Below are 16,038 nucleotides of genomic sequence, written 5' to 3' on the forward strand. Positions count from 1 at the left end.
CCCTCCTTTCTTTTACTTTGAAAATTTATGTTAACCAAAATAAATTTTAGGTTAACACTTATACAGAATATTAGTGCCCTTCGCGGAATATGTCAACCTAAACTATCAAAATGTTAACTTAATGAGTTTTGCAAAGCCTCATTACGTTTTCATGTTTTGTTCATATTTTAGTAATTGTTTATTCAACACTGTCCGCTAAAGTAATCCATATCAACAAATATGACAGCCATCTGATTTTTTTATGAAGGGAGGTCAAAACCGGATGCCGTTATGCTGAAAGAAAAAGTAAAGACAGCAGGCCGTTTTTGCACTGTAGGCGTCGGCAATACGCTGATCGATTTTGGTGTCTTCTTTCTTCTCGCCGCTTGTCATGTCCCCTATCTTCCGGCGCAGATCTGCTCCTATTCGGCAGGGATCATCAACAGCTATGTATGGAACCGGAAGTGGACGTTTCGTGTAAAACGCAAGGCTGACGGGAAAGAGATCATGCGATTTCTCATGATTAATCTTGCCGCGTCGGGAATCACCTTTTTGCTGCTTTACGCGTTTCAAAAAGGCGGCTGTTCGCTATTGGTGAGTAAGTTCGCCGCCACTATCGGCGGGATGATGATGAATTTTATCGGAAACCGAATCTGGGTATTTGGAGATTCGCTGAAAAACATACAGGATCAGGAGTGAAGATGAATGAGAAAAAAAGTGAGAAAAGCGGTCATTCCCGCAGCAGGTTTAGGAACGAGATTTCTGCCGGCGACAAAGGCGCAGCCGAAAGAAATGATGCCGATTGTCGACAAACCGGCCATCCAATATATTGTCGAAGAGGCCGCAGCGTCAGGAATTGAAGATATATTGATTATTACAGGGAGAAACAAACGCTCGATTGAAGATCATTTTGACCGGTCGGCGGAATTGGAATTCAATCTGCAGGAAAAAGGCAAGACGGAGACGCTGAAGGAAATGCAGCGGATTGCCGATTTGGCCAATATTCATTACATCCGTCAGAAAGAACCGCTCGGATTAGGACATGCGGTGCTGTGTGCGGAGCATTTTATCGGAGATGAGCCTTTTGCCGTTCTCTTAGGTGATGATATTATGGTATCTGACACTCCCGCTCTTTCACAGCTCATAGACGTCTATAACCAACACGGCACAGAAACGGTCGGCGTACAGCCCGTCGATCCTGCTGATGTCAGAAAATATGGTATTATACAGACGGGGCGGCAGAGCGGTCATGTGTACGAGGTTGAGGATCTGATTGAGAAGCCGGCTGTTGAAAAGGCGCCTTCTCATATTGCCGTGATGGGCCGCTACATATTAACCCCTGCTATTTTTAAAACGCTGAAGACGGTCGGAAGAGGCGCGGGCAACGAAATCCAATTGACAGACGCGCTGCGCGAAGTGTGCCGCACCCGAAGCATTTACGCGCGGGAGCTTGAAGGAAGCCGGTTTGATATAGGAGATAAGTTCGGCTGTTTTAAGGCCGGCACGGAGATCGGGCTTCTGCGGGAAGAAATGAGACCGAAACTTTTAGCTTATTTAGAAGAGGTGTTAAAAAGAGAATCTGAAGAAATCGTGCGTTAAAAAATAATTTGTAACCATTTTGCTTGTCAATCAGTCATATAATTGGGTAAAAAGATAAAGAGGTTGTGAACAGTGTGGGCAATTTTATTAGTGAAATATTATCCTGGCTGACAAGTATGGGCTATTTAGGGATTGCGCTCGGATTAATGATCGAAATCATTCCGAGTGAAATCGTTCTGGCTTACGGAGGCTATATGGTGTCAGAAGGCACGATCAGCTTTATCGGCGCCATTGTCGCCGGTGTGATCGGGGGGACGATCGCGCAGTGCTTTATTTACTGGATCGCCCGTTATGGGGGACGGCCGTTTTTGGACAAGTACGGCAAGTACTTACTTCTGAAAAAGCATCATGTTGATGTTGCGGAAAACTGGTTTCGCCGTTACGGCGCCGGCGTTGTGTTCTCGGCGCGGTTTATCCCGGTCGTCAGACATGCGATCTCCATCCCGGCCGGCCTTGCGAAAATGCCTCTTTCCAAGTTTGTCATATTGACGACACTCGCCATTATTCCGTGGTCTGTCATTTTCGTTTATCTCGGGTATCAGCTCGGGGGACAGTGGAAAGACGTAGACAGCTATGCCGGAATGTATACAACTCCGATCATTATATTGGCTCTCGTATTTATTGTTGTTTATTTCGTTGTGAAGAAAATGAGATCAAGACTGTGAAAAAAGACTGCATAAGAACGGCTGCGAGCCGGATCTATGCAGTCTTTTTTTTTTATTTATACCGGGTATACGGGGTGTTTCCGGTGTGTGAATGTCAGTTGTTTGGACATGTAAGCAGTGAGGCGTTTATTGAGTTCTTCCCGCAAGGAATCAGCAGGAACAATGCCGTCAATCACCATTTCAGAGGCAAGCCGGTAAAGGTTAATGTCTTCCTTATATTCATCACGCTTTTCTTGAATAAAAGCCGGTCTTTCTTCAGGGGTTAGCTCGCTGATTTTGTTTGCGTAGACCGCATTCACCGCCGCTTCAGGACCCATTACGGCAATTTGCGCAGTCGGAAGCGCTAAACAGCAGTCCGGTTCAAAAGCAGGCCCCGCCATCGCGTATAATCCGGCACCGTAGGCTTTTCTGACGATAACGGAAAGCTTCGGGACAGTCGCTTCCGCCATTGCGGAGATCATTTTTGCGCCATGCCTGATGATGCCCGCCTGCTCAACCTTCGTTCCGATCATGAATCCGGGAATGTCTGCTAAAAACAGAAGCGGAATATGGAATGCGTCGCACAAAGCAATAAATTTTGCGGCTTTATCCGCCGAATCGAGAAATAAAACCCCGCCTTTGACACGCGGCTGATTGGCGATAATGCCGACCGGCTGTCCGTGAATCCGCGCAAGCCCCGTTATTAATTCCTGCGCAAATAACGGTTTAATCTCAAAAAATGAGTCTTCATCAATGACACGTTCAATTAAATCCATCATGTTGAACGGTGCGTTTTGATGTGCCGGGATGACATCTGAGAGCGGTTTTTCAAAAGCTTTCGGGTTCTTAGATTTGTTGACGGGCGCTTTTTCAGTATAATTTGACGGGAAATAGCTGAGGTATGTCTGCGCCATCATGATTGCTTCCTGTTCCGTCCGGGCGAGGAGATCACCGCAGCCTGATACGGAACAATGCATACGGGCGCCGCCCATTTCTTCAAGCGATACTTTCTCGCCAATTACCATTTCTGCCATACGCGGGGAACCTAAGTACATGGATGCATTGCCCTCGACCATAATGACAATGTCGCAAAAGGCCGGAATGTAAGCGCCGCCCGCAGCGGAAGGGCCGAACAATAAACAGATTTGCGGAATGCGGCCCGACAGCTTTACTTGATTATAAAAGATGCGGCCGGCTCCCCTTCTGCCCGGGAACATGTCGACCTGATCCGTAATTCTCGCACCTGCGGAATCGACTAAGTACAAGAGCGGACACTGAAGCTTTTCCGCCGTCTCCTGAATGCGGATGATTTTTTCCACCGTTTTCGCGCCCCACGAGCCCGCCTTTACGGTTGAGTCGTTTGCCATCACACAAACGGTTCTGCCGCCGATGGTTCCGATCCCGGTAACGACCCCGTCAGCCGGAAGTCCGTCTGACATGCACTCGGCGAAAAAAGCGTCTTCAACGGATATGCCGTCATCGAATAAAAGCTTCAGCCTGTCTCTTACAAAAAGTTTTCCCTTCTTTTCGTTGCTTGCGTGATATTTCGCGGCTCCTCCCTTTTCAATCGTTTTGCTGCGTGTCTGCCGTTCTTTTTCGTAATCCATCCGAGTCCCTCCATGTTTTATTTTCCTTTGTATTCAGGGGGTCTTTTTTCTTTAAAAGCGCGCAGGCCCTCTTCTCTGTCAAGTGTGGGAATGACTTGTTCATATGCTTTTCGTTCGATTTCGAGCCCTGTATTGAGATCTGTCTCCAGACCCTTGTTTATCGCGGATTTTGCTTGTCTGACGGCGATCGGCCCATTAGCGGCGATGCGGCCGGCCAGTGCTTTTGCTTTTTCCATAAGTTCATCGGCTTCACAAACATGCTCGATCAGCTTCATGTCTTTCCCCTCTTCTGCAGAAAGTCTTCGGCCGGTATAGATCAATTCTTTTGCCGCGCCGGGGCCGATAAGCCGGGGCAGTCTCTGCGTTCCGCCCGCTCCGGGAATGATCGCAAGCCCTGTTTCAGGAAGGCCGAGGCCCGCCCGGCTGACGGCTGTTCTGATATCGCAGGCGAGAGCGAGTTCAAGGCCTCCTCCGACAGCGGTTCCGTTCAGCGCTGCAATGACCGGCTGCGGGAGAGCTTCAATGGATTCGGCCGTTTCACCGATACGCCTGACGCTTTGCTTAACTTGTTCATGATTCATCCCCGCTCTTTCTTTTAAATCAGCACCGGCGCAAAATGTGTTCCCGGTGCCGGTGAGAATGACACAACGAATGGATGGCGAGTTTTTGATGTCTTCAATCACACGCTGTAAATGATCAATCATTTCTGAAGACAGCGAGTTGGCCGCATGCGGGCGGTTCAGCGTGATCAGACCGATTGTTTCTTGACAGACGGAATACAAAACGCAATCTCCCATGGCTTCTCCTTTCTCATTTCGTTCTGAATGCCTGCAGGTTTCTGCTTGGCAGGTCTTTGCCTATTTTATCCGCGATCCAGCCGGCGGCATAAAGAAGTTTATTCATGTCCGTCCCGGTATCAATCCCCATTTGTTCGAGCATATAAATGACGTCTTCTGTGGCAGCGTTGCCTGCTGATCCAGGGGCGTACGGGCAGCCGCCAAGCCCGCCTGAGGAAGTATCAAAGGATGTGATGCCCATATCAAGAGCGGGAATGATATTCGCTAGAGCCGTTCCTCTTGTATCATGGAAATGGAGTGCGATTTTTGAGGCGGGAATTCTCGGCAAAAGGGCTTCAAGCACGGCTATGACCTGCAAGGGGTTTGCCGCGCCGATCGTGTCGCCGAGCGATATTTCATCAACACCCATTTCGAGCAGGGTGTCTGACAGGCGGATGACTTGTTCGACCGGCACGTTCTGTTCGTACGGACAGCCGAACACAGTGGACAGATAAGCTCTCGTCGCCATTTTTTCAGCTTTTGCTTCAGTAATAACCCGCCTGAGCTCTTGAACGGTCCGGTCAATCGGTTTGTTTACGTTTTTTTGGTTATGGGTTTCGCTTGCAGATAAAAATACACATGCCTGATCGATTCCGCCTTCTGCCGCATGCTCCAGTCCGATGAGGTTCGGAACGAGAGCCGCGTAGACCGTATGTTCAGATCTGGCAATGCCTTTTGCGACGTCCAGGCTGTCACGAAGAGCCGGAATCCATCTCGGATGCACGAAAGATGTCACTTCGATATAGGGAAGGCCTGTTTTTGACAGCATATTGATCCACTCAATCTTATCTTCTGTATCCACCCACGCCGATTCATTCTGCAAGCCGTCACGCGGTCCTACTTCATTGATGCGGACATGTTTCGGACAGTTCATGCTGCACCTCCCGTTTTATTGAAGTTCAATCAGGACCTCTCCTTCATCAGTGAAATCACCTTCTGATTTTTTCACTTCTTTCACCGTACCCGCTGCATCAGCGATAATCGGAATTTCCATTTTCATAGATTCCAAGATGGCCACTTCCTGTCCTTCTTCAATGACATCACCCGGCTTCACATGAATTTTCCACAGGTTTCCCGCCATTTGAATTTTTATGACGCTCATTTGGATGCCCCCTCGTTCATTGTTTGTAAAAAACCGGTTGTTGCCTCGCCCTTTTCAAACACTTCTGATTGAGCAATTTTTGTCAGCAGCGGAATGTTGGTTTTAATCCCTTCTACATGATATTCGCCAAGGGCGGTTTTCAGTTGTTCAATGGCTTGTTTTCTCGTATTCGCCGTGACGACCATTTTGGCAATCATCGGATCGTAAAACGGAGAAATGACGCTTCCCTTTTCGACGGCGCATTCGTGTCGCACTGACGGGTGTCTTAAAACGGAAAAAGACGAGATGGTACCGGGAGACGGGTAAAAGGTGACCGGATCTTCCGCATAGATCCGCACTTCAATCGCATGACCGCGGTGGTTGATATCTTTCTGCGAGAAAGGCAGCGCCTGCCCAGCGGCAATTTTCAGCTGTTCTTCCACAAGATCCAGTCCTGTAATTTCTTCTGTCACCGGATGCTCCACCTGCAGTCTGGTGTTCATCTCTAAAAAATAGATTTGTTTCTTTTCGTCGACGAGAAATTCTATTGTGCCTGCATTTTGGTAGCCGATCGATTTTGCGGCTTTAACGGCGGTTTCACCGAGTCTTTGTCTTAATGCATCGTCAACAAACGGCGACGGCGCTTCTTCTATCACTTTTTGGTGGCGCCTTTGGACTGAACAGTCACGTTCAAACAGATGAACGGTGTTGCCGAAAGAATCTGCGAGTATCTGAATTTCAATATGACGGGCATTTTCAATGACCTTTTCCATGTACATTGCGCCGTCTCCAAAAAAGGAGGCGGCCCGCTTTTGATTGCCTTCAAACGCTTTGGCCAGCTCTTCTTCTGAATGTACGATCTGCATGCCGATTCCGCCTCCTCCTGCGGACGCTTTCAGCATGACCGGAAAACCGATGGCACGGGCTTCGGCTAAGGCGGAGTGAACATCGGGCAATGGCTCTGAAACACCGGGAACGATCGGGACCTTTGCTTTTTGCATCGTTTTTCGGGCTTCTATCTTGCTGCCCATCTTGGCGATGATATCACCGGACGGACCGATAAATGTGATTTGTTCTTTTCGGCAGCGTTCGGCGAACAGGCTGTTTTCTGACAGAAGCCCGTAGCCCGGATGAATGGCGTCCGCTCCGGCGGATTTGGCGGCTTCTATGATTCTGTCGATATGTAAATAGCTTTCATTTACTCTCGATTTACCGATCGGATAGGCCTCATCAGCCGCTTTTACATGCAGCGCGTCCCGATCGGCTTCTGAATACACAGCTGCCGAGGGGATGCCGAGACGTTTGCAGGTGCGGATAATTCTTAAGGCGATTTCTCCTCTGTTGGCAATCAGGACTTTTTTAAACAAATGTGAAGCACTCCTTTTTCATTAAGTTAACTTGAGCTCTTCAATCGTTTTTTCCCGCAGCTTGAATTTCTGAATTTTTCCTGAGGCTGTCATTGGATATTCATCTGTAAACAAAACATACCTGGGGACTTTATAGCGGGCGATATGTTCTTTGCAAAAGGTTCTGATGTCTTCTGCGGAAGCGGTTTGTCCGTCTTTGAGCCTGACCCACGCCGCGGCCTCTTCTCCGTATTTCGGATCAGGAACGCCGACGACCTGAACGTCCGCCACTGCGGGATGCCGATATAACATTTCCTCAATCTCGCGCGGATAGATATTTTCGCCGCCCCTGATCAGCATGTCTTTCAGACGGCCCGTGATTTTGCAGTACCCGTCCTCGTCCATGACCGCCAAATCACCGGTATGCAGCCAGCCGTCTTTGTCTATCGCTTCTTCGGTCGCTTCTTGATTTTTATAATAGCCTTTCATGACATGATATCCGCGGGTGCAGAGCTCTCCTTGTTCGCCCCGGGCGGCTTCTCCGGATGTTCCGGGCCGAACGATTCTGACTTCGATATGAGGAAGCGCGCGCCCCGCTGTTTCCACTCTTCTTTCAAATGAATCATCCGTTCTTGTCTGCGTAATAACAGGTGATGCTTCGGTCTGTCCGTAGGCAATGGTAATGTCGGTCATCCCCATTTTGCCGATCACTTCTCTCATGACTTCCGCCGGGCATGGCGAGCCTGCCATAATCCCGGTTCGGACGTGGGAAAGATCATATTCAGAAAAACGGCTGTCATTTAGGAGGGCGATAAACATCGTCGGTACACCGTGCAGAGCCGTGCAGGCTTCTTGCTCCACCGTTTTCAGAACGGCCGGCGGAGAAAACTGTTCGATCGGAATCATCGCCGCACCCGCGGATACGCATGCCAGCACGCCGAGCACACACCCGAAGCAGTGGAAAAACGGCACGGGAATACATAAACGGTCACATGAAGTAAGCTTCATGCATTCTGCGATATTGGCCGCGTTATTTACGATATTAAAATGTGAGAGCATGACGCCTTTCGGAAATCCGGTCGTACCTGATGTATATTGCATATGAATGCAATCATCCTTTTTCAGGCTGTCCATCCTTCCGTCAAGCGCTGCATCCGTTACAGCTTCGGCATTATCCAGCAATGAATCCCAACGGTGCATCCCGGGCGGGCTTTTATCACCGATATATAACACCGTCCGTAAAAATGGATAACGTTTCGAACGCAGCCTGCCGCGCTCACACGTTTTCAGCTCCGGAATCAGCTTATTCACCATCTCAACATAAGATGTCTGCCGGTAGGAATCCATGATTATCAAGGCCGAGACGTCTGAATGTGCCAGCAGGTAATCGAGCTCTGCGATTTGAAAATTGGTATTAATGGTGACCAGAACGGCGCCGATTTTCGCTGTTGCAAATTGCGCCGCGAGCCATTCCGGAATGTTGGATGCCCATATGGCCACATGATCTCCTTTTTCAACTCCCAGCTTCATCAGCCCTTTTGCGGTTTGCCGGCATAACCGGTCAAACTCGGCATACGTATAACGAAGGCCGCGCTCAGGGTAAACAACCGCTTCACGATCCGGAAAAAGCTCCGCGGTCCGCTCAAGCAGCTTTCCGGCTGTTAAATGGATAAGTTCAGCCATATGACCTGCCCCCCTTCCATCCCTGTCTTAGTAAACGTTTTCATTTCACTTCAAAAGCTGTCTTGCGATGACCATTCTTTGAATTTCTGACGTTCCTTCGCCAATCTCCATCAGCTTTGCGTCACGAAGCATACGTTCGACACCGCATTCCTTCATATAACCGGAACCGCCATGAATTTGGATGGCTTGAAGGCACGTTCTGACGGCCATTTCAGAAGCATAGAGCTTGGCGAATGCAGCTTCTTTCGTAAATGGCAGGTTTTGATCCTTCAGCCATGCCGCTTTAAGCACCATCTGTCTGGCAAGGTCAATTTCCATCGCCATATCGGCCAGCTTAAATTGAATGGCTTGAAATGACGATATCGGACTGCCGAACTGCTTGCGTTCCTTCGCATATGACAGCGACGCCTCCAGTGCGCCTTGAGCGATACCGACAGCCAGTGCCGCAATCGAGATCCGCCCGCCGTCTAATGTATATAAAAATTGTTTAAAACCTTTTTCAGGATCACCGAGCAGGTTATCGGCAGGCACCCTGACATCCTCCAGCACAAGCTCGGCCGTATCCGACCCTCTCACACCCATCTTGTCGTACGGATTTGTGATCGTAAATCCCGGTGTGTCTGTCGGGACGATGAGAGCTGAAATGATCGGTTTTCCGGCGGAGTTCTTTCCCGTAACGGCGGTGACAATGACCGTGCGGGCGTAATTTGCGTTTGTGATCCAGCATTTCTCTCCGTTTATCACATAGTCATCGCCCTTTTTCTCGGCTTTTGTCTGGGTTCCGCCGGCATCGGAACCTGCATTCGGCTCTGTCAGCCCGAATGATCCGAGCGCTTTTCCCGAAGCAAGCGGAATAAGATGTTCTTGCTTTTGCTGTTCAGTACCGAAATAGTATAATGGGCTTGCACCGAGTGACACGGCCGCCGCGTAGCTCAGCCCCGTGCTGCCGCAGGCTTTTCCGATTTCTTCGACCGCTGCTGCATATGAAATGGTGTCACCGCCCGCCCCGCCGTATTCTTCCGGAAACGGAATTCCGAGCAGCCCGAGTTCGCCTATTTTTTTAAATGTGTCTATCGGGAAGACGGCTGATTGATCAACCTCATGGGCTTTCGGGGCAATTTCATTTTTGGCGAAATCTCTGACCATTTCGCGCACCATCTGCTGTTCTTTTGTCAGTTGAAAATTCATTAACCTTCCTCCTTCTGCTGCTTTCTACATTTTATTAATGGGGGTCTTTATTCATTCCATCCAAATAAAGTCTGAACATTCGGACTCATCCGCTACAAAAAAACTGACAGCGCCGCAACTGTCAGTTTTATTAATAATGGCTATTTAATTGTCCGTTTTGCGGAGGGACGGCTCTCATGGTGAAGCCTGTCAACGGAAGTAACGAAATAGGTGCAGGCTTCTTTCGCCCGAATATCAGTATCTGAAAATGTCTGCGTCCGTGACGATGTTTTTCTGACTGTATCCACTAAATAAGGCTGCTTTCCCTTTTCTGCGCGGTAAATGGCGTAATAAGCCGTTTTTTTACCGTTGGATTTCGCATCTTCGATATAGAGTGTATGGCCTGAAGCGTTCTTCTCCGCCCGTTTGACAGCCGGTTTTTTTAAAGCGGAATGTCCGAGCCAAGGCATCTCGGGAATTAATGCGGGCCGGCTGTACATTTCTTTGATCAAACGGTTTTTCACATCGAGCGGATTACGGTTTAAATCCTTTAAACTGAAATGTATGCTGCCTTTTATCCATGCTGATCCCCTGTTAAGAGCAATCTGTCTTCCGTATTCCCCCGGGTCGGCCCAGGCCGGATCAGCGTTGTTGTTGATTTTATAAGCTGCCTGCCCGATATATAAATGCACCGGCCGATTGTTCACTTCTTTTCCCCACCAATCCGCTAAGACGTCATATGCCGCCGCTTTAAATCCGATGCTCCAGTAAATTTGCGGAGCGATGTAATCAATGTATCCTTTTTGGATCCATTCTCTCGTATCAGCATATAAATCATCATAGTTCCGCACCCCTGCGGCCGTTTCGGAGCCTGTCGGGTCATCTGCGGCATTTCTCCATACGCCGAACGGGCTGATTCCGAATTTGACATAAGGTTTTTCTCGTTTGATGGTTTGGTTGATTTCTTTTACAAGCCGGTTGACGTTATCCCGGCGCCAGTCATCAATTGATGCAAAGTGAGCTTTTCCGTACCGTTCGTATTCCGCCTGATCGGGGAATTCCTGTCCGGCAATTTTATAAGGATAAAAATAATCATCCATATGAACCGCATCAATGTCATAACGGCTGACCACCTCTTTGATTCCATCCGTTATAAATTGTCTTACTTCCGGAATGCCCGGATTATAGTACAGCTGTTTTCCGTATGCAGCGACCCAGTCCGGATGCGAACGCGCGGGATGATCATCTGAAAGCGCATTCAAATTTGTGTGATTCATCGTGATCCGGTAAGGATTGAACCAAGCGTGAAATTCAAGATTCCTTTTATGTGTCTCTTCAACTAAAAAAGCAAGCGGATCGTAGCCGGGATTTTTGCCTTGTGTTCCTGTCAGATACTCTGACCAAGGCCCGTAATCTGATGGATAAAAAGCATCAGCCGCAGGCTTAATTTGGACGATAACGGCGTTCATTCCCATCTCCTGAACGTCATCCAGCAGCTTGCTGTATTCTCTTTTTTGCTCTTCCGGTGACAGCCCTTTTTTAGAGGGCCAGTCGATATTGGTGACAGACGCGATCCATACGGCTCTCATTTCTCTCTCCGGCTGAGTGCCGCTTGCTTGTGCGGATACTGAGAATGTAAAGATGCCGGCTGTCAGTACAACGGCCAAAAACCATATCATGCTAAAACGGCAGCTTTTCATGTTTTTCCCCCTCTCTGCTTTACGGTATTCCGAAGCATTCCGGGCGGTGAATCAGAAAGCCTGCTTTGCTCCTCTCAGCCTAAAAGGGAAAGAAAAAAGTCCTAAAGCGAATCAAAACGCTTCAGGACTTTTTATGTTTCATAGCGGCGAGCACGTCAATGACCTTCGTTCCGACGCCGACACACGTTTCAAGAATGGCCTGCGCTCCGGCGATGGACAAAATGAAAATAACCGGATGTGCATAGCGGGGCCAGACCAAGTAGCAGATACCGATCAATATGGCGCACCAGACGCCCGCACACCAATAACATTGCAGCATATAACCGAATGCGGAGGAAGGGACTTTTTTTTGGACGGCGCGCCCGTTTTGATCGACGGTTTTTTCTTGCTTTATAAAGGGTTTTCTTATGAATTCCGTAATCTTATCAAATACGATCAAATGGGTCAGCCGGTAACTGGCAAGAATGATCATTACATACGTAAGCCAAGATAGGTTTGTCATCTCAAAGCCTCCAAAAAACTGAGTTTGGTTCCCCTATCTTGCCCTTTGTCTTCTTCAGCCATTCTGCCGGATGTTACAGATTCCGCGCCAAGCGTCTTCCGCTGTTTGCAATGATGTCCAGTATGACCTCAGCATTTTGCTGTGCAAAGGCGGGTTCAAACATATCTTTATGGGCGCCCTCGCCTTGATATTCCTGATAGAGTCCCGTTGTGGCGCCTTCCCATTTCATCGGCTCGGTCTTATCACTGTGCTCTTCCTTTATGCCGGCCTCGATAAAATGGACGTTTGCCGCGATTTGGCCGTCATTTATCAGTTCCGCCCAGTACGTTTGATAGCGCTCTGTTTTTCGGATGACCGCTTCCCTGACGGCTTCCGGGACATTTTCGGCTGTTGCGTTTGTTGGCTGCGGCGGCAATGTGTCAAGCTTTCTGTACGCGTCTGCGATAATGACGTCGCTGATTTCTAAGCCGCGCTTTTCCATCGCTTTTGCCGCCTCGAATGCCGTATTGCCGCCTGCCGAATATCCGAAGAGGATATAAGGGCCTTCCGGCTGGATTTCCAGCATTTTATCAATGTATTGTTCCATTCTGCTGTCTTCTTCAATAAAGTTAAAACCGTACACAGCAGCCCGTCCGTTTAATGCCGCCGCAAGATCTTTAAAGAAAATGCCGAAACCTGAGATAGGCGGAAAACAGAATAGATTGCGGCCTTTCGGCTGGTTCAGTCTGCTGATATGCTGCTCTGCAGCTTCTGTCAGTGTGTTTGAATACAGCTTTTCAGCCAATTGTTCAATTGTCGGATATTCAAATATCATTTCAATCGGCACATCCATCTGCTGCCTGGTCTTCAGCTGATGAATCACTTGCAATGCTTTCAAAGAATGGCCGCCCAGCTCAAAGAAGTCATCCTGTATGCCCAGCTCCCTGCAGCCGAGGATCGGCGTCCAAATGTCGATCAGCTCACGCTCTACCCAGTTTCGTGGCGGAACGGCTTTTGATGACGTTTTTTTCCGTTCTGGCGCAGGCAGCCCGCGGCGGTCCACTTTGCCGTTTGCGGTAAGCGGCATACGGTCAAGCTTCATCACATACTTTGGAATCATATAGTCGGGAAGCGACCTGGCCAACAGGGATCGAATGGCTCTTTCTTCAACATGTGCGCCTGTATAATACGCACAAAGGATTGCTTCTTGTCCTTCTTTTGCTACGATGACTGCCGATTCCCTGATTCCATCAATTTCAGTCAAGCGCGCTTCGATTTCGGCCGGCTCAATCCGCTTCCCGCGAATCTTGAATTGGCGGTCGATACGGCTGATGTATCCGATGCTTCCATCAGGCAGCCAGTGTGCCAAGTCGCCTGTTTTGTAGATCTTTTCTTCAGGATGAACCGGGTGGCTGACAAACGCTTCACTTGTTAAGTCAGGCCTGTTTAAATAGCCTTTGGCAACCCCGTCACCGCCGACACAAAGCTCACCGGGCACGCCGATCGGCGCAAGTCCGCCATTTTTATCAATGATATACGCGGTTGAATTGCTGATCGGTTTTCCGATTGGGATCGGCTGAGAAAAATCGTGCCTGATTTCGTAAAAGGTAGAAAATGTCGTATTTTCTGTCGGTCCGTATATGTTATAAAGGCTGAGATTCGGACAGCGGTGTCTGACCTTATTGATGAGCGCCGGGGACAATGCTTCTCCGCCGACATATAAGGTGTGCAACCCAGAAAACATCTCCGGATCTGCCTGGGCGAACTGGTTAAAGAGCGCCGTCGTCAAAAACAGAATCGTAATCCGGTTGGAAGAAAGATAATTGCCGAACCTCTCAGGGGCAAGCATTGTCGAGCGGTCAACCACATGAAGACATGCTCCGTTCAAAAGTGCTCCGAAGATTTCAAACGTCACTGCGTCAAAACCGATGGACCCTGTCAGAATGAGACGGTCCGACATGCCAGCCGACGTGTAATTGCTGTTTGACACGAGCGATACGACGTTTCGGTTGGAAATCATCACGCCCTTCGGTTTTCCTGTTGAACCGGATGTATACATAATATAGGCAAGGTCATCAGGTGCTGTATCGGTATTCAGTTTTCCCGCATCAGGTGTTTGTTTTTGAGCTGCAGCCGGGATAGAGATGATGTGAGAAAAGTCAATGTCAGTCTCAATCCCTTTTTGTACCGTTAACAGCTGTGCTCCGCTCTCAGTGAGCATATCGGCGATCCTGTCGGTTGGCAGTTCTGCATCAAGAGGAAGGTACGTCCCTCCCGCTTTCAATACAGCGAGAACAGCGATGATAAATTCCGGTGATCGTTCGGCCAGAATCCCGGCAATTCCTTTTGGCGCCAAACCGTTTTCCAGCAGGGTGCGGCCGAATGCAGTTGACCGTTCATCGAGCTCCCGGTACGTCATCGTCAGCCCGCCGGCGTGAAGCGCCTGATGGTCCGGGGTTTTCTTCACCTGTCGGCTGAACAGGCTGATGATGCTTTCACCTCTTTCATAAGTTGTTTTCGTGTCATTAAATTCGCCGATTATTCTTGATTTTTCCTTTTGTCCGAGCATCGGAAGCCGATCAGCCGGAACATCGGGATTGAAGGCGGCGCCGCGCAGAGCTTCTTCCAAGTGTCCTTTTACGCTCTCTATCCATACTTCGTCATAAACGTTCGCATTGTAGCTGAATTTGATGAGCAGCTCATCGCCAGGCGCTATGATGAGGTTAAAATCGTAGCCCGATTGTTCCGAAACGTTGACATTCCCGATCCGGAACGGTGCATCCGATTCCTTTTCCGCGTCTTTCATCTGCTGCTGAATCGGATAATTTTCAAACACGATGATATGGTCAATTAAATCCTGTTTCAGCTCAGTCTGCGATTGGATGTCAGCAAGCGGATGATAGCTGAACGCCTCTGAATCAAGCATTTCTTTCTGCAAGCGGCCCAGCAGTTCTCTAAAGCTTTCGTCACCCGTTTTAATGCGTACCGGAACGGTATTGATAAACAGCCCGATCATGCTTTCCACGCCGTCAATGACGGAAGGCCGCCCTGATACGACGGCGCCGAATACGGCATCATCCGTCCGGTTGTAGCGCTGCAGCATCAGGCCCCATACAGTCTGCATAAGAACCGCGAGCGTAGCGCCCTCTTCTTTGGCGATGGTTTTCAGCTTGTCCGTCAGGTTTTGATCTATAGAAAACAGCAGCTCTTCCTTGCGGTAGCCTTTTTCCTGGGGACGGGCCGATATTTTCGGGAGTCCTGAGGGTGTCTCGCAGCCTGCTAAATATCCTTTCCAATACTCAGAAGCCGCGTCTTTGTCCTGATCCGTCAGCCATGTAATATAAGAGCTGTAAGGCTTTGCGGGCGCCAGTGTGACGGGTGAGCCTGATTCAATCGCCCGGTACATATGCATGAATTCCTGAAGGACGATGCCGAGGCACCAGCCGTCCATAAGGATGTGATGGTGGCTCCAGACGCATACATATTTTTCGTCAGCCGTTTTAAACAAAGAAACACGCATCAGCATATCCTTTTGCAAGTCAAAGCCTTTTAAGCGGTCACGTTCCTTAAATCGCTGTAAATAGATGCTCTGTTCCGCTTCCTCCAAATGTGTAAGATCTTCGCGGTGCAGCCGGAATTCCCGCTCACGCAGCACAACTTGGCGGGGGCCGTTCAGCTGAGCGACATGAGGTAAAAAAACCGTTCTGAAAATATCGTGGCGGCTGATGACAGACTGTACGCTTTGCTCAAACAATTCCGGACGAAGCCGGCCTTTTATGGTGAAGACGGATTGCTCGATATATGCAGCCCCCTCCTTTTGCAGAAAGGAATGAAAAAGCATTCCTTCCTGCATTCGGCTGAGGGGATAAATATTTTGGATATTTTTTGTTTTGTCCATGTGTTCCTCCCGCTCGG

Annotated in this window: 13 protein-coding genes; 3 read left to right on the top strand and 10 right to left on the bottom strand. The window is 49.0% G+C overall.

Annotated elements, in window-relative coordinates:
• Positions 1-270 precede the first annotated feature (270 nt).
• From NSQ37_RS16065 to NSQ37_RS16075, 3 genes are all read left to right on the top strand, one after another.
• Positions 271-678, top strand: a complete 408-nt coding sequence (locus NSQ37_RS16065) for a GtrA family protein (RefSeq protein WP_014418060.1) — start codon at positions 271-273, stop codon at positions 676-678.
• A gap of 6 nt (positions 679-684) precedes the next feature.
• Entirely contained in the window at positions 685-1,578 is an 894-nt protein-coding gene (gene galU, locus NSQ37_RS16070; RefSeq protein WP_326365129.1) for a UTP--glucose-1-phosphate uridylyltransferase GalU, read from the top strand.
• 74 nt (positions 1,579-1,652) lie between these two features.
• Positions 1,653-2,243, top strand: coding sequence for a DedA family protein (locus NSQ37_RS16075; RefSeq protein WP_007410125.1), 591 nt, complete (start codon positions 1,653-1,655; stop codon positions 2,241-2,243).
• A gap of 56 nt (positions 2,244-2,299) precedes the next feature.
• Here the strand turns inward: NSQ37_RS16075 and NSQ37_RS16080 are convergent, their stop codons facing one another.
• From NSQ37_RS16080 to NSQ37_RS16125, 10 genes are all read right to left on the bottom strand, one after another.
• Complete coding sequence (locus tag NSQ37_RS16080; RefSeq protein WP_072589146.1) at positions 2,300-3,829, bottom strand: acyl-CoA carboxylase subunit beta; 1,530 nt, start codon at positions 3,827-3,829, stop codon at positions 2,300-2,302.
• A 17-nt stretch (positions 3,830-3,846) separates the two neighbouring features.
• Positions 3,847-4,626, bottom strand: a complete 780-nt coding sequence (locus NSQ37_RS16085) for an enoyl-CoA hydratase (protein ID WP_085342056.1) — start codon at positions 4,624-4,626, stop codon at positions 3,847-3,849.
• A gap of 13 nt (positions 4,627-4,639) precedes the next feature.
• Positions 4,640-5,539: a hydroxymethylglutaryl-CoA lyase gene (locus NSQ37_RS16090; RefSeq protein ID WP_007410122.1), complete on the bottom strand. Its 900-nt coding sequence runs from the start codon at positions 5,537-5,539 to the stop codon at positions 4,640-4,642.
• Between the two features lie 15 nt (positions 5,540-5,554).
• The gene (locus tag NSQ37_RS16095; RefSeq protein ID WP_007410121.1) at positions 5,555-5,767 is read right to left on the bottom strand and encodes an acetyl-CoA carboxylase biotin carboxyl carrier protein subunit; all 213 of its coding nucleotides are present in this window, start codon (positions 5,765-5,767) and stop codon (positions 5,555-5,557) included.
• A complete protein-coding gene (locus NSQ37_RS16100; RefSeq protein WP_085342057.1) occupies positions 5,764-7,113 on the bottom strand; it encodes an acetyl-CoA carboxylase biotin carboxylase subunit in 1,350 nt (449 codons plus the stop codon). The genes NSQ37_RS16095 and NSQ37_RS16100 overlap by 4 nt, the downstream gene beginning before the upstream one ends.
• A gap of 21 nt (positions 7,114-7,134) precedes the next feature.
• The gene (locus tag NSQ37_RS16105) at positions 7,135-8,775 is read right to left on the bottom strand and encodes an AMP-binding protein (RefSeq protein ID WP_059367350.1); all 1,641 of its coding nucleotides are present in this window, start codon (positions 8,773-8,775) and stop codon (positions 7,135-7,137) included.
• A gap of 45 nt (positions 8,776-8,820) precedes the next feature.
• Positions 8,821-9,963 (bottom strand): acyl-CoA dehydrogenase family protein, encoded by a 1,143-nt coding sequence (locus NSQ37_RS16110; RefSeq protein ID WP_003153894.1) that lies wholly within the window; start codon positions 9,961-9,963, stop codon positions 8,821-8,823.
• A gap of 140 nt (positions 9,964-10,103) precedes the next feature.
• On the bottom strand, positions 10,104-11,642 hold the full coding sequence (locus NSQ37_RS16115; protein WP_326365260.1) for a glycoside hydrolase family 10 protein: 1,539 nt from the start codon (positions 11,640-11,642) through the stop codon (positions 10,104-10,106).
• A 121-nt stretch (positions 11,643-11,763) separates the two neighbouring features.
• Positions 11,764-12,144: a DUF1360 domain-containing protein gene (locus NSQ37_RS16120; protein ID WP_007410116.1), complete on the bottom strand. Its 381-nt coding sequence runs from the start codon at positions 12,142-12,144 to the stop codon at positions 11,764-11,766.
• A gap of 73 nt (positions 12,145-12,217) precedes the next feature.
• Complete coding sequence (locus NSQ37_RS16125; protein ID WP_085342060.1) at positions 12,218-16,021, bottom strand: non-ribosomal peptide synthetase; 3,804 nt, start codon at positions 16,019-16,021, stop codon at positions 12,218-12,220.
• Between the last annotated feature and the right edge of the window lie 17 nt (positions 16,022-16,038).

Source organism: Bacillus sp. FSL P4-0334 (assembly GCF_038004825.1).
GTDB lineage: Bacteria > Bacillota > Bacilli > Bacillales > Bacillaceae > Bacillus > Bacillus velezensis.

Excerpts from the sequence above, each read along its gene's own strand:
- NSQ37_RS16085 (WP_085342056.1), bottom strand. The coding sequence starts at position 4,626 with ATGGGAGATTGCGTTTTGTATTCCGTCTGTCAAGAAACAATCGGTCTG.
- NSQ37_RS16125 (WP_085342060.1), bottom strand. The coding sequence starts at position 16,021 with ATGGACAAAACAAAAAATATCCAAAATATTTATCCCCTCAGCCGAATG.
- NSQ37_RS16080 (WP_072589146.1), bottom strand. The coding sequence starts at position 3,829 with ATGGATTACGAAAAAGAACGGCAGACACGCAGCAAAACGATTGAAAAG.
- NSQ37_RS16110 (WP_003153894.1), bottom strand. The coding sequence starts at position 9,963 with ATGAATTTTCAACTGACAAAAGAACAGCAGATGGTGCGCGAAATGGTC.
- NSQ37_RS16090 (WP_007410122.1), bottom strand. The coding sequence starts at position 5,539 with ATGAACTGTCCGAAACATGTCCGCATCAATGAAGTAGGACCGCGTGAC.
- NSQ37_RS16120 (WP_007410116.1), bottom strand. The coding sequence starts at position 12,144 with ATGACAAACCTATCTTGGCTTACGTATGTAATGATCATTCTTGCCAGT.
- NSQ37_RS16115 (WP_326365260.1), bottom strand. The coding sequence starts at position 11,642 with ATGAAAAGCTGCCGTTTTAGCATGATATGGTTTTTGGCCGTTGTACTG.
- NSQ37_RS16105 (WP_059367350.1), bottom strand. The coding sequence starts at position 8,775 with ATGGCTGAACTTATCCATTTAACAGCCGGAAAGCTGCTTGAGCGGACC.
- NSQ37_RS16095 (WP_007410121.1), bottom strand. The coding sequence starts at position 5,767 with ATGAGCGTCATAAAAATTCAAATGGCGGGAAACCTGTGGAAAATTCAT.
- galU (WP_326365129.1), top strand. The coding sequence starts at position 685 with ATGAGAAAAAAAGTGAGAAAAGCGGTCATTCCCGCAGCAGGTTTAGGA.
- NSQ37_RS16065 (WP_014418060.1), top strand. The coding sequence starts at position 271 with ATGCTGAAAGAAAAAGTAAAGACAGCAGGCCGTTTTTGCACTGTAGGC.